Origin of the sequence: Citrobacter sp. RHB20-C16 (genome assembly GCF_013890155.1) — a bacterium.
GTDB lineage: Bacteria > Pseudomonadota > Gammaproteobacteria > Enterobacterales > Enterobacteriaceae > Citrobacter_A > Citrobacter_A amalonaticus.
Genome location: NZ_CP057630.1, coordinates 4,340,368 through 4,354,089, shown reverse-complemented (window position 1 = coordinate 4,354,089; position 13,722 = coordinate 4,340,368). Strand labels below are relative to the sequence as shown.

Genomic DNA, 13,722 nt, shown 5'->3' with positions numbered 1-13,722 from the left:
AAAAGGTGTAAAGAGGGCGCGAAACGACGGGGATTCATCAATAATTGTTTATAAACAATGGATTAAAGTGATTTGCCAGCCGTTTTTGGCGATGGTTTATCGACAGCTGAATTATTTTTTGAGCTGATAGTGATATCGCCGGAGCCTGTGTATGCCTCCGGCAGATAAATACGTTATGCGTCGGGGGGCGTTAATCCATAGCGCTGCAACTGACGGCTATGCACTCCCGCCAGCAACGTTACCGTAGTCAATGAACCCAGCAACGCGCAGAACATGTCTGACTGGGTATCCCACGGGTCGCCCTGCGTGCCAAGGAAATCGTCCGCGCCCTGTCCCATCGCCAGCGCGGCCCACCATTCAATTAACTCATAGGTGGCACTAATCGCCAGCGCCACGCAGCAAACCAGAAATGCCAGCATCTTACCGCTGCGAACACTCTTTGTGCGTAGCAGAATTTCGCGCGCCACCAGTGCCGGAACCAGGCCCTGGAAGAAATGGCCGAGCTTATCATACGGATTTCGGCTTAAGCCCAGCCACTCCTGCACTTCAAAGCCCACAGGGACTTTGGCATAGGTGTACATACCGCCCACCATCAGGATGATGGCGTGGAAAAAAATCAGGGTATAAAGCAGAGGAGTGAGCGGGTAGCGCTTTGCGGTTGTCAGCAGCAGCGGTATCACAATAATGACCGGCGTAACTTCCATCAGCCAGGTGGTTTTCTCACCTGCCGAGAAGCCAGTGTAGATCAGGATAAGCGTCAGGATCAGTGCGCCGATATTCAGCAGGGTGGGGTTTAATGTGCGGATCATGGTGATTTCGCAAGTGATGGAAAAGGCTACTATTCACCGAAGTGGTCGAAAATTCAATGCCAGCCATGACGGGAAAAGGTGGCCCGGGGGGATCACCGGACTGCCTTCAAACGTTGAGAGCAGTCCGGTGCCGGGCCGAAGAGGTTATTTCGTGCAGTTAGCGCACTGCTTGTTCACTATCTGCTGGAAGAAATCATTGCCTTTGTCATCGACCAGGATGAACGCCGGGAAATCTTCCACTTCAATTTTCCAGATCGCTTCCATACCCAGTTCCGGATACTCAACGCATTCCAGATGCTTGATACTCTGTTGCGCCAGGACCGCTGCCGGGCCGCCAATGCTGCCCAGATAGAAGCCGCCGTGTTTATGGCAGGCATCGGTCACCTGTTGGCTGCGATTGCCTTTTGCCAGCATGATCATGCTGCCGCCGTGCGATTGCAGTAGATCAACATAGGAGTCCATGCGGCCTGCGGTGGTCGGTCCTAATGAGCCTGACGGATAGCCCGCCGGTGTTTTTGCCGGACCGGCGTAGTAGATCGGATGATCTTTAATGTACTGCGGCAACCCTTCGCCAGAGTCGATACGTTCTTTCAGCTTCGCATGCGCAATATCACGACCGACGATAATGGTTCCGGTCAGCGACAGACGGGTGGAAACCGGGTACTGTGAAAGCTGTGCCAGGATCTCTTTCATCGGGCGGTTGAGGTCAACTTTCACCACTTCGCCTTCACCGGCCTGACGCAACGCTTCCGGGATGTACTGACCTGGGTTGTGCTCCAGTTTTTCGATCCAAATCCCTTCGCGGTTGATTTTGGCTTTGATGTTACGATCCGCCGAGCAGGAAACGCCCATGCCGACCGGACAGGAGGCACCGTGACGCGGCAGGCGGATCACGCGGATATCGTGGGCGAAATATTTACCGCCAAACTGCGCGCCAAGACCGAGTTTTTGTGCCTCTTCCAGCAGTTCCTGTTCCAGTTGTGTATCACGGAACGCCTGACCATGCTCGTTGCCTTCGGTCGGCAGCGCATCGTAGTAATGCGTGCTGGCGAGCTTCACGGTTTTCAGCGTGCTTTCTGCGGAAGTACCGCCAATCACAAAGGCGATATGGTACGGCGGGCAGGCTGCTGTTCCCAGCGTCCGCATCTTCTCAACGAGGAAGTTTTTCAGCTTGCCCGGGGTGAGCAACGCTTTGGTTTCCTGGTACAGGTAAGTTTTGTTGGCGGAACCGCCGCCTTTCGCTACGCACAGGAATTTATACTCATCACCATCGACGGTGTAGAGGTCGATCTGTGCCGGCAGGTTGGTACCGGTATTCACCTCTTTGTACATATCCAGCGCGGCGTTTTGCGAATAGCGCAGATTGTCTTCGATATAGGTGTTGTACACCCCTTTTGACAGCGCCGCTTCATCACCGCCACCAGTCCAGACACGCTGGCCTTTTTTCCCCATGATAATCGCCGTGCCGGTATCCTGACAGGTCGGCAGAATGCCTTTGGCGGCGATTTCAGAGTTTCTCAGGAATTGCAGGGCAACGTATTTATCGTTTTCGCTGGCTTCGGGGTCATGAAGAATGGAGGCGACTTGTTGCTGATGTTCGGGGCGGAGCATGAAGGAGGCATCGTGAAAGGCTTGTTGCGCCAGCAGCGTCAGGGCTTGCGGCTCAACCTTCAGTATGGACTCACCTTCAAACTCACTCACGCTGACATAATCGGAAGTGAGCAGGTAGTACTCTGTTTCGTCTTTCCCCATCGGGAAAGGTGCCTGATAGAAGAACGCTTTATTTGACATGTGCTTCCAGCCTATTGATTTCTTTTAATATCATAAGTGACGTGCCGCCCGGTGACGGACGGCACGCGGGAGACCTTTACAGGAATCCGTACATGGCAGCAAAGATCCAGCCAAAGACGCAGGAGACGCTCACGCCAATCAAACCCGGGAGAATAAAGCTGTGGTTGATGACGAAGCGACCAATGCGGGTGGTACCTGAACGGTCGAACTGAATGGCGGCCAGATCGCTCGGATAGGTCGGCAGAATGTAGTAGCCGTAGCACGCCGGGGCAGACGCCACGATGTAGGCCGGGTCAACGCCAATCGCCAGCGCGACCGGAACGATAGCCGCCAGCGCCGCTGCCTGAGAGTTAACGAATTTAGACACCAGCAGCAGAACAATCGCATAGGCCCACGGATACTCTTTCACCATGTTACCCAGCACACCTTCGATTTCTGTCATGTGCGCGCCGAACATGGTTTCCGCCATCCAGGCGATACCGTACACCGCCACAATCGCGATCATACCTGAACGGAAGACTTCGTTTTTAGAGATTGAAGCGGGATTGGTTTTGGTCAGAATAATAATCAACGCGCCGGTCAGCAGCATGAACATCTGGATAACCAGCACCATCGACAGCGCTTTGCCACCGAATGAAGGGCGAAGTTCAGAGAAGGCACCCAGGATAGCGACGACAGCAATGGCGGCAAGGAAGATCCACATCGCCAGCCAGTTGCTTTTCGGCAGTTTTTTGTCCAGCAGCGTAGCGGTATCGCCATACACGTAGTGATGGTTTTCCGGTACGGAGATGAATTTCTGGAAGTCTTCATCTTTATCCAGATCTTTACCACGGAACCAGCTGAAAATACCGATAGCCAGAATACCAATCAGCGTGGACGGGATAGTGATCGCCAGCAGGTCGAGGAATTCGAGGTGTTTGCCTTCAAACGTCACATTACCCAGCATGGCAACCAGAGAAACCACCGCCACCGATACCGGACTTGCAATGATCCCCATTTGCGCGCCGATGGAGCTGGCGGCCATCGGACGTTCCGGGCGGATGTTATTTTTAATCGCCACGTCGTAAATGATGGGCAGAATCGTGTAGACCACGTGGCCGGTACCGCACAGGATAGTCAGGGTACAGGTCACAAACGGGGCAACGATAGAGACATATTTCGGGTTGCGGCGCAGCAGTTTCTCTGCGATCTGCAACATCACATCCAGACCGCCTGAGGCCTGTAGCGTTGCTGAGGCCGCGACCACGGCGATGATCACCAGCATGACGTCAACCGGTGGTTTACCCGGCTGGAGGTGGAAAACGAACACCAGAATGACCAGGCCGATACCGCCTAACAAACCCAGCGCGATACCGCCCTTTCTGGCACCATAAAACAAACATATTAATATTATGAGAAGTTGTATACTAAATAGCATTTATTTACCCTCGCGATAAAACCAGTCAATTTTGATAAATGGATCACAGCCATGTTCTGTTTTTTGTGTAATGGGCGCAGAGCCTGGCTAATATTCGTTTCGTCTGAAAGTGCGATTAGTTTTTAAACATCGAATAACGTTATTCCTAAGGACAGGAAAACTCTTATCGTTTTTTTCAGGCTGTTTTCAGAGAGCACGACTCTCTGGCGATGGGCAGTGTTGAAAAAGAAGAGCAGAGGCAGGTTCGGGCTACTTTTTGTATCTTTATGAAAAACATGAACATATCATCTGCTCACAGAGTGTGCTTATCCTTAAGATGTAGCATGAGCTCCGTTGCTACCGTTTATCGTTTTTGTTAATCCGTCCGGTTATTTCCAGACTACTCCTTTGTGATTAAAAATACACACTCTGCGCAGGGGATAATACTTTATTAACTTTTGTTAGCGTTTTTGAAATTAAAAACAATGGCGTGTCGGATAATAATAACGCATTGAAAAATGTGGAATGATGCAATTATATTTGATCTGGCACAATTTCTGAATTTGCAGGAAGTAACCTTAACCTTTTTATTTTTTCATTATTGTAATAATTGTTACCAATATATAACGAAATAATGCAAGGTTAAGATTTATCTTCTACTGACAATATTGCTTAAGTAAAGAATAATGTTCTGCCTGAATACGGTAACGGTAAACCGGCCTGCCCGTAACGCCATAATGGATGCTGGTAACCAGAATATGACAGTTGACCAGCCAGATAAGATATTTGCGGCAGGAGACGCGAGAAATATTCACCGCATTTGCCAGTTCATCGGTTGAAAACTCATAATCCTGATGTGCATCGATCCACTGACACAGCGTGCGCAGCGTCTGCGGCGTCAACCCTTTCGGCAGGCGGCGGGTGTCCTGCTCACTGGACGCATTGCCGTGAATCAGTTGGTCCAGCTCTGACTGCTCATAATACTGGTGCTTATCCATGTCCCTTTTCTTTTGCAGCCAGCTGGTGAGGGCTTCCTCAAAGCGTGAGGCCTGAAACGGCTTGATTAAGTAATCTACAACGCCGTAGTGCAACGAATCCTTGATCGTCATGGCATCGGCGGCAGAAGAGATGACAATGACATCGCTTTTGCAGCCAGCGGCATGCAGAAGCGGTAGCAGGTCCAGCCCGTTCTCTTTCTGCATGTAAATATCCAGCAGAATCAGGTCAATCTGAACATCGCTATTAAAAATAACCTCTTTGGCTTTTTCCAGCGTTGAGGCGGTTCCGCAGCACTGAAAACCGGGGATCTGTGCGACATAGCGGCGGTTTAACTCCGCGACCATGGCGTCGTCATCGATAATAAAGACATTGATCATGTGCTGGCCCTCTCCCCATCCCAGGGTATTTGTACAAAAAATTGTGTGAAAACGCCAGGTTCGGATTCCACAAAAATATTGCCACCAAGACTTTCAACTTGTTGTTTAACAAGCGCTAAACCAACGCCGCGTTCAGTTCCTTTAGACGAGACGCCTTTATCAAAAATAGCGTCAAGGCGGTGCGGTTCAATGCCGGGACCATCGTCACTGACTTCACAATGTAGCCAACCATTGCGATAGTATAAGGAGACGCTGATCTCACCTCCTGACTGCTGTGCTAACGCGTCGATCGCGTTTTCAATCAGATTTCCGAGCGCGGTAATCAATACCGCAATTTGATCTTCATTGCCGCTGTCCGGTACCTGGCTGTCATGGCTAATCACCAGTTTGTGCCCTGAATCGGATGTGCGATTAATCTTACTAAGTAAAAAGCCAGCAATGACCGGCGATCTAATTTTGCCTAACAGTGAGCCGATCTCTTCCTGATAGTTGTTTGCCGTCTTAATAATATAGTCTTCAAGCTGCTTATAACTCTTCAGATGTAACAATCCCAGAATCACATGTAATTTATTCATGAATTCGTGGGATCGTTCACGGAGTGAGTCGGCATAGTTCACCATGCCATCCAGTCGCTGCATCAACTGGCGAACTTCCGTTTTGTCCCTGAAGGTGGAGATCGCGCCAATAATCTTGCCGTCGCTGCGAACCGGGACGGTATTAATGAGCAGCAACCGATCTTTGATGTTGATCTCTTCGTCGCGGTGCGACGTACCGTCGCGCAGCACTTCGCTGAGATCTACCACCTGCGACCATGCATGGCTGAGCGTGGAAAACTGGGGGTCATCCTGTGACTTACGGTAGTTCAGCAACTCCTGGGCGGCCTCGTTGATTAACGTCACTTCGCCTTTGTCGTCAACGGCGATGACCCCCTCTTTGATTGATTGCAGCATCGCCTGGCGCTGTTCAAACAGGGTAGAAATTTCATACGGTTCCAGGCCAAACAGGATGCGTTTGAGCACTTTCACCAGCACCCATGTTCCCAGCAGGCCAACCAGCACGCCAAAAAGTACGGACCAGAGGATGCTGCCGCGACTGTCGTTAATCTGTTCGGTCACCCGACTCAGTTCCAGGCCGATCGCCACCACCCCAATCTGGTGGTGATTGTCGTCATAAATGGGGGTGAAAACGCGCAGCGCCTGGGCGAGAAAGCCCCGGTTGATGGCGATATTCTCTTTGCCATCCAGTGCCAGCAAAATATCGTCGCCCTTAAACGGTTGTCCGATGCGCTGGGCTTCCGGATGAGAGTAACGCAGGCTTTTCATGTCGGTGACAACAATGAACAGCATATCGTTTCGCTTGCGCACCGCTTCGGCAATCGCCTGAATCCCGCTATCCTCGGGTTTTTTCATCAACCCCGCACGGATCTCCGGCGAGTCTGCCAGCGTCCGGGCAACGGCCAGCGCTTTGTCTGCTAACGCATCACGCGTCATGTGGCTGATTTGTGAGAAGTAGAACAGATGGACGACCAGCAAGACAGAAAACAACACGGCGCTGACCATCAGTATCACCGTCGTACCGAGTTTCATCGGCCGTTCACGTAGCTTGCGACAAGGCAGGGAGTGTCTCATGGTGGTCCCGGGTTCACAGTTCGTGTGGATATTATCCCTATTGGGACGCGTAATTCAAAGGTGGCAGGGAAATTCACTGGGGCAGGTGTCCCATTATCGGATCATTATTACGCAGGTCGGATCAGCAGCCTGCGGCAATATAATCGCCGTTGGCGCTAATCGGGATCACCGTTAAGAACAGAATTGTGGCAAACAGGATCAGCACCACACCGCCGACTATTTTCGCTGCAGGCGCAAGCCATTTCAGAGCGGGATGTCCTGTACCGAACCATGTGAGTGTCTGATTTCGGGCATAACGTACCGCCAGAGACAGTCCCATGATCGACAGCGCAGTGCCAAAGGACATGGTCATCACCGCTGCAATGCCCCAGGTGACGATACCGAGAGCATTGGAAAACAGCAGGATCATGATTGCCCCGCTGCATGGTCGGGCGCCGATGGCGAGAATCACCCCCAGCCGGGTTTTCCAGTTACCGTCCACCAGCGTCTGCCCGACGCCGTGATGTCCGCAGCCGCACTTCTCGTCATGGCTGTGCAAGGGAGTAAATCGGGTGAAGGTTATCGGGCGTATGGATTTAAGTGCCTGATAAATGAGAAACGCGCCGAATCCGGCGATCAGCGCAGCGCTGATTTTTTCAACGTACCATCGGCTGGTGCTTAAATCGCCGGCTGCCAGGTTAAAGCCAATCGCGAGGATAAACACAAACAGGATCGCACTGACTCCTTGCATCATGCTGCCAATAAAAGGCACGACCCGAGCAGCCAGCAGGCTTTCCTTATTGGTACTCAGATAGGTCGTCACGATGAACTTTCCGTGTCCCGGTCCGATGGCATGCAGTACGCCGTACAGAAACGCCCCCGTCAGTAACCAGAAACCGCCGCTGTACTGATGATTATTCAACTGAAGCAGATACATCACCAGATAGCGATGCAGGGTGATTTGCGTCGCCAGACACCACTGAATAAACGCCCCCCAGTGCAGATGTAGTGTATAGCCGATCCCAAACAGTGTCAGCGTCAGGAGTCCTGCCAGCGACAGGCGCAGAGAGGGATGGCGTCCGGATACGATCATGATTCAGTCTGGCTATGGGGATGATGAAACAGTATAGCCCGTTTACGGTAAGAACTCAGTTCACGCAGAAGGCTTTCTTCTTTTTGTATAACAAAAAATCATATTATTGCTAAATTAGCATAAAAAGTAATATGTTCCTGAACGCCAGGAATATTCATTTTGACCAGGAATACTCTTTTTGGCATACGTTCCAAAAATAAGAATTTTGTTGCGCTTGCCTGACGGAATATATAAGCGCAATATAATTAACTATACAATGATTATGCTGTTGTTCTGTTTTTATCTCTTATATGTTTACAAAAATGTCATCTTCAGTTAAATCACTGCTTTTTATCAGATAAAAAATGATAAGAGTGTCATGGTTTTACCACTTTATTTTTCCATAAAAGCGCGTTTGATCATAATCAACCATCAGCCGTGTTTAGCCCTATATGATTACTTATTAATAATAACTATGGATGCAATGTGAGAAAAAAAGATGGAAATAAAAAAGTGGCTAAACACAACGCTGTCCCGACGGGATGCGGTGACAGGTACCGCAAAAATAGGTGCCGCTGTTGCACTCAGTAACGCGATTACGTTGCCTTTCTCTACCACCGCGCAGGCTGAAACGACCGACGCTCCTGCGCAAGGCGGCAATGGCGAAACCGTTCGCCACAGTGCCTGCCTGGTCAACTGTGGCAGCCGTTGCCCGCTGAAAGTGATCGTTAAAGATGACCGCATCGTGCGTATTGAACCGGAAGACGCAAAAGACGACGCGGTATTTGGCGAACATCAGATTCGTCCGTGTTTGCGCGGTCGTTCCAGTCGCTGGCGGGTATATAGTCCGGACCGGATTAAATATCCGATGAAACGCGTAGGTAAACGTGGCGAAGGGAAATTCAAACGTATTTCCTGGGATGAAGCGACAGCATTTATCGCTGCAGAATTAAAACGCGTGACGGAAAAATATGGCCGTGAGGCAATTTATTATAATTATCAGTCGGGCGCTTATTATCATACCCAGGGCACGCCTGCCTGGAAACGTCTGCTAAATCTTACCGGCGGCTATTTAAATTATCATAACACCTATTCCACGGCGCAAATTGCCACCGCAACGCCCTATACTCACGGCGTGTATGTCGGAAGTCACTTTACGCAAATTGCGCATTCCGATCTGGTGGTGCTGTTTGGTCTGAATTTGTCTGAAACGCGCATGTCTGGCGGCGGACAGGTGGAAGAGTTACGTCGTGCGCTGGAAGCCTCGAAAGCGCGGGTGATTATTATCGATCCGCGTTATACCGACTCGGTAGTTACCGAGCATGCCGAGTGGCTGCCGATTCGCCCGACGACCGATGCCGCGTTGGTGGCTGGTATCGCCCATACGTTGATTACCGAACAGTTGATCAATGAAGCCGAGGTGAATAAGTACTGCGTGGGCTATGACAGCAGCACGCTGCCTGAAGGCGCTGCGCCGAATGCCAGCTATAAAGACTACGTGATTGGTAAAGGTGATGACGGTATCGCTAAAACGCCGGAATGGGCGGCGGAGATCACGGGGCTTCCGGCGACGCGCATTCGCCAACTGGCGCGCGAAATCGCTTCGGCTCGTGCCTGTTACATTTGTCAGGGCTGGGGGCCGCAGCGTCACGCTAACGGCGAGCAAACCGTGCGCGCCATTCAGACGTTACCCGCACTGACCGGCCACTTTGGCCTGCCGGGCACCAATAACGGTAACTGGCCTTATGGCACCCCGTATGGCGTACCGCTGTTACCGATTTTGACCAACCCGATCAAGACCTCCATTCCGTGCTATCTCTGGACGGATGCGATTCAACGCCCGGAAATGATGACGGCCACCACGATGGGGGTGAAGGGGGCGGATAAACTGAAAACCGGCATCAAGCTGTTCTTCAACCAGGCCGGTAACACGCTGCTGAATCAGCACGGTGAAACCAACCGCACGCGCAAAATTCTCGCGGATGAAAGCTTGTGCGAAACCATTATCGTCATTGAAAACCACATGACGCCGAGCGCGAAGTACGCCGATCTCCTGCTGCCGGAAACCAGCTATCTCGAAGCGGAAGATCTGGTGGACAGCTCTTATGCCACGGGGTCTCACAACTTCATGATCGCCTTGCAGAAAACGGTCACGCCGATGTGGGAAGTACGTAGCACCTACGATATTTGTGCTGATATCGCCGGGCATCTGGGGCTGCGTGAGCAGTACACCGAAGGGCGGACACAGGCGCAGTGGGCAGAAATGCACTATCAGCAGATCCGCGAGAAACGTCCGTACCTGCCGGAATGGTCGGTGGCGAAAGAGATGGGGGTCATTGACCAGCGCATCGCAACCGACAAACAGAGCCTGGCGTTTGCTGATTTCCGTGCCGATGCCGTGGCCAATCCGCTGACCACGCCATCCGGCAAGATTGAGATCTACTCGCAGGCGCTGGCCGATCTCGCGAAAGCGTGGACGCTGCCGGAAGGCGATCGCATCCCGGCGGTACCGGAGTTCTGCGCGGTGACAGAGTCGCATCTGAACAAAGCGCTGACCGCGAAGTATCCGCTGCAGTTAAGCGGTTTTCACACCAAAGGCCATACCCACTCAACCTATACCAACGTGTTGATGCTGCATGAAGCGGTACCGGATGAAGTGTGGATCAACCCAATAGATGCCAGCGCACGCCAGTTGAACTCTGGCGATCTGGTGCATGTGTTCAACGATCGCGGCGTGGTGGCGATTCCCTGCAAGGTGACCCAGCGGATTCTGCCGGGTGTGGTGGCGATGCCACAGGGGGCGTGGACCCGTCTGGATAGCAACGGTGTGGACGTTGGCGGGTGCATCAATACCCTGACCAGTCATCTGCCGTCGCCGTTGGCGAAAGGGAACCCGCAGCATACCAACCTGGTTGAAATCAAACGCGCTTAAGGAGTGATCCGCAATGAAACAGTATGGCTTTTATGTTGACTCCTCGCGCTGCTCAGGCTGTAAAACCTGCCAGGTAAGCTGTAAGGATAATAAAGATCTGGACGTCGGCCCGAAATTCCGCCGGGTCTATGAATACGGCGGCGGAAGCTGGGTGAAAGAAGGAGAAAGCTGGCACAACGACACCTTTACCTACTACCTCTCTATCGCCTGTAACCACTGTGATGAGCCAGTCTGCGTATCAGGCTGCCCGACCGGCGCGATGCACAAGCGTGAAGAAGACGGTCTGGTGCTGGTCGATGACAGTATCTGCGTGGGCTGCCGCTATTGCGAGATGCGCTGCCCGTATGGCGCGCCGCAGTTTGATGCTAAGGCCAAAGTCATGCGTAAATGCGACGGCTGTCTCGACCGACTGGAGCAGAATCTGCGCCCTATCTGTGTGGATTCTTGCCCACAGCGAGCGCTGGATTTCGGCCCAATCGATGAACTGCGCGCGAAATACGGTAGCGAGAACGACATTGCGCCACTACCCGCCGCGTCGTTTACCCATCCTAACCTCATCATTAAGCCGCATCCGAAGGCCAAACCTACGGGCGATAAGGAAGGGGCCATTATGAACATGGGGGAGGTGCGCCATGCATGAGTTACCGCTGGTCTTTTTTACCGTCTTTACCCAAAGCGCAGTGGGGGCATTTATTCTGCTGCTGATTGGCGGCACCCTGGGGCAGATCGAGGCGCGGCGGATGGCCGTCGGCCTGTTCTGTGTCATGTGTCTGTTTGGGGTTGGGGTGCTGCTGGGGGTAATCCACGTCGGACAACCGCTGCGTGCGCTGAATATGCTGCTGCGCGTGGGTCATTCGCCGATGAGCAACGAAATTGTACTGTCGGCAGTGTTTGCCACGCTTGGCGGGCTGGGTTCTCTCGGTCTGCTGCTTAACCGTGGCGCGACTGCGCTGTGTAAAGCGCTGGTATGGCTGGCGGCGGTGGTGGGCGTGGTCTTTATTCTGGCGATCCCGCAAATCTACCAGTTGCCGACGGTGGTTACCTGGCGCACCTCGTATACGACGGTGATGATGGTGCTGACGCCGCTGATTGGCGGCGGCATTCTGGCCGGGCTGTTCGGGCTGCGTCTGGGCCTGTTGGTGAGCGTACTGGCGATACTCGTAAGTTTCTGCCTGCGACCGGGGTATGTGTCGACGCTGATGAGTGCGGACGACGCGTTAACGGCGGCGCAAACCAGTTGGTTTACCGCACAAGCGGCGCTGCTGGCGCTAGGCATTGTTGGGGTGGTGACCTGGGCGCGGTTGAAGTCCAGTGTCACGGTTCTGGCGATGACCGCCGTGGTCGTCATCGTGGCTGAGCTAGTGGGCAGGATTGCGTTCTACAATCTGTGGACGTTACCGATGTAACCTGTGAGCGGCTTCGGCCGCTCTGTTTTCAGGAGGAGCCAGAGATGACCCCCGATGCTGTATTACCGAGGATCCTCGGTGCACTGTTTTATTACTCTCCCGGACGACCGGAGGTGAAAGCGCTGTTCGACAGTCTGCCCATGCTGCCCGATCTGTATCCGTGGCGCGATCCGGTGCAGATTGCCAGGCTGTGTGCTGACTGGCCGCTGCCGGATGATGAAGAACTGGCGTGGCAATTTTCCGTGCTGTTCGAAGGGCAAGGGGATATGCCCGCGCCGCCATGGGGTTCCGTCTGGCTGGAGCGCGATAATCTGCTGATGGGCGATACCACCGCGGAATACCGCGCGTTTTTACAGTCGCAGGGAATGGCATTTGACTCGCGCCAGAGCGAACCCGAAGATCAGTTTGGCCTGATGCTGTTAGCCAGTAGTGCGCTGCTGGAGGCCGGTAAAGACGCGGCGGTAAATCAATTATTCGCAGTGCATCTGCTGCCGTGGGGATATCGCTATCTGGAACGCGTGCAGGACAGCGCGGTGAGCCCGTTCTATGCGCGTCTTGCCGCCGTAACGGCGTGTTATCTGCAGGAGATGGAGCAGCAACGCGCGCTACAACCTGCGGTGAAACGGCTGTACTTCGGATGAACAAGTCAGAGAAATATTATCAGGCGCTGATGACGCATCGGCACGTCAGTCGGCGTGGGCTATTTCGCGCGTTTGTCAGTGCGGCAAAGCACACTGCGCCGGAGGGGGTATCGGTGCCTCAACTTGCGCATTCGTTGCCACCGGGAGCCGTGCCTGATGCGCAGTTCATCGCGCAATGTACCCGATGCAACCAGTGTATCGATGCATGCCCGATGGGGATTCTGACCCGTCACGAAGACGGCTACCCGCAACTGGCTATTGATTATGCCAGTTGCGATGGCTGTGGGGCGTGCATTGCCGCATGCCCGAGTGACGCGCTGTGCGTACAGGCGCGTTTTGATACAGGCCTGCGGCCAACGTTCAGCGCTGCCTGCGTTAATCCAGTGCGCTCGTGTAACCAGTGTGTTGAGGCATGCCCCGAACTGGCCTGTACCCTCGGCGCGACGGGGATCCCTGTGCTGGACAGCGAGCGTTGTACCGGCTGCGGTGAATGCCGGGTACAGTGTCATGTTGATGCCGTCAGTCTGAAATAATCCTTCCGCCCGAATTTGCGAGACGGCTTCCCGTTTTGATCTTTTCCTCCTTTATAGGCTTTGAATCCTCTGTCATTGCGAGTTTCTGAGTGTAACGTTCAGCTCCGTGAGTTCTTTGCTAACAATGCAACTACATTGCAATGCGTTTGCATTGTTTTT

11 protein-coding genes are annotated in these 13,722 nt (G+C 53.0%); 5 read left to right on the top strand and 6 right to left on the bottom strand.

Features of this window, described 5'->3' with window-relative positions; translation table 11 throughout:
• Positions 1–173 precede the first annotated feature (173 nt).
• From HVX64_RS20870 to HVX64_RS20845, 6 genes are all read right to left on the bottom strand, one after another.
• Positions 174–809: a DUF2238 domain-containing protein gene (locus HVX64_RS20870; protein WP_042999098.1), complete on the bottom strand. Its 636-nt coding sequence runs from the start codon at positions 807–809 to the stop codon at positions 174–176.
• A gap of 144 nt (positions 810–953) precedes the next feature.
• Positions 954–2,600: a class I fumarate hydratase gene (gene fumB / locus HVX64_RS20865; RefSeq protein WP_042999099.1), complete on the bottom strand. Its 1,647-nt coding sequence runs from the start codon at positions 2,598–2,600 to the stop codon at positions 954–956.
• A 76-nt stretch (positions 2,601–2,676) separates the two neighbouring features.
• Positions 2,677–4,017 (bottom strand): anaerobic C4-dicarboxylate transporter DcuB, encoded by a 1,341-nt coding sequence (gene dcuB / locus HVX64_RS20860; RefSeq protein ID WP_042999100.1) that lies wholly within the window; start codon positions 4,015–4,017, stop codon positions 2,677–2,679.
• A 635-nt stretch (positions 4,018–4,652) separates the two neighbouring features.
• Positions 4,653–5,372 (bottom strand): two-component system response regulator DcuR, encoded by a 720-nt coding sequence (gene dcuR, locus HVX64_RS20855; protein ID WP_042999101.1) that lies wholly within the window; start codon positions 5,370–5,372, stop codon positions 4,653–4,655.
• Entirely contained in the window at positions 5,369–7,000 is a 1,632-nt protein-coding gene (locus HVX64_RS20850; protein ID WP_044257312.1) for a sensor histidine kinase, read from the bottom strand. Before HVX64_RS20850 ends, dcuR begins: the two co-directional genes overlap by 4 nt.
• Positions 7,001–7,121: 121 nt before the next feature.
• Positions 7,122–8,072: a nickel/cobalt transporter gene (locus HVX64_RS20845; protein ID WP_044257310.1), complete on the bottom strand. Its 951-nt coding sequence runs from the start codon at positions 8,070–8,072 to the stop codon at positions 7,122–7,124.
• Positions 8,073–8,550: 478 nt separating this feature from the next.
• On the opposite strand from HVX64_RS20845, the gene HVX64_RS20840 reads away from it, so the two are divergent.
• Genes HVX64_RS20840 through napF form a run of 5 tightly spaced genes read left to right on the top strand, consistent with a single transcriptional unit; the run spans position 8,551 to position 13,563 of the window.
• Positions 8,551–10,983 carry a DMSO/selenate family reductase complex A subunit gene (locus tag HVX64_RS20840; RefSeq protein ID WP_044257305.1) on the top strand — a complete coding sequence of 811 codons (2,433 nt, stop codon included), beginning with the start codon at positions 8,551–8,553 and terminating at the stop codon, positions 10,981–10,983.
• Positions 10,984–10,996: 13 nt separating this feature from the next.
• Positions 10,997–11,623: a DMSO/selenate family reductase complex B subunit gene (locus tag HVX64_RS20835; RefSeq protein ID WP_044257304.1), complete on the top strand. Its 627-nt coding sequence runs from the start codon at positions 10,997–10,999 to the stop codon at positions 11,621–11,623.
• Complete coding sequence (locus tag HVX64_RS20830; protein ID WP_044257303.1) at positions 11,616–12,389, top strand: DmsC/YnfH family molybdoenzyme membrane anchor subunit; 774 nt, start codon at positions 11,616–11,618, stop codon at positions 12,387–12,389. Before HVX64_RS20835 ends, HVX64_RS20830 begins: the two co-directional genes overlap by 8 nt.
• Positions 12,390–12,433: 44 nt before the next feature.
• On the top strand, positions 12,434–13,030 hold the full coding sequence (locus HVX64_RS20825) for a molecular chaperone (protein WP_042999106.1): 597 nt from the start codon (positions 12,434–12,436) through the stop codon (positions 13,028–13,030).
• Positions 13,027–13,563 carry a ferredoxin-type protein NapF gene (gene napF / locus HVX64_RS20820; RefSeq protein WP_042999107.1) on the top strand — a complete coding sequence of 179 codons (537 nt, stop codon included), beginning with the start codon at positions 13,027–13,029 and terminating at the stop codon, positions 13,561–13,563. Before HVX64_RS20825 ends, napF begins: the two co-directional genes overlap by 4 nt.
• The last annotated feature ends 159 nt before the right edge of the window (positions 13,564–13,722 follow it).

Bases quoted from the DNA above. Each gene is read 5' to 3' on its own strand.
- HVX64_RS20870 (WP_042999098.1), bottom strand. From the start codon at position 809: ATGATCCGCACATTAAACCCCACCCTGCTGAATATCGGCGCACTGATC.
- fumB (WP_042999099.1), bottom strand. From the start codon at position 2,600: ATGTCAAATAAAGCGTTCTTCTATCAGGCACCTTTCCCGATGGGGAAA.
- dcuB (WP_042999100.1), bottom strand. From the start codon at position 4,017: ATGCTATTTAGTATACAACTTCTCATAATATTAATATGTTTGTTTTAT.
- dcuR (WP_042999101.1), bottom strand. From the start codon at position 5,372: ATGATCAATGTCTTTATTATCGATGACGACGCCATGGTCGCGGAGTTA.
- HVX64_RS20850 (WP_044257312.1), bottom strand. From the start codon at position 7,000: ATGAGACACTCCCTGCCTTGTCGCAAGCTACGTGAACGGCCGATGAAA.
- HVX64_RS20845 (WP_044257310.1), bottom strand. From the start codon at position 8,072: ATGATCGTATCCGGACGCCATCCCTCTCTGCGCCTGTCGCTGGCAGGA.
- HVX64_RS20840 (WP_044257305.1), top strand. From the start codon at position 8,551: ATGGAAATAAAAAAGTGGCTAAACACAACGCTGTCCCGACGGGATGCG.
- HVX64_RS20835 (WP_044257304.1), top strand. From the start codon at position 10,997: ATGAAACAGTATGGCTTTTATGTTGACTCCTCGCGCTGCTCAGGCTGT.
- HVX64_RS20830 (WP_044257303.1), top strand. From the start codon at position 11,616: ATGCATGAGTTACCGCTGGTCTTTTTTACCGTCTTTACCCAAAGCGCA.
- HVX64_RS20825 (WP_042999106.1), top strand. From the start codon at position 12,434: ATGACCCCCGATGCTGTATTACCGAGGATCCTCGGTGCACTGTTTTAT.
- napF (WP_042999107.1), top strand. From the start codon at position 13,027: ATGAACAAGTCAGAGAAATATTATCAGGCGCTGATGACGCATCGGCAC.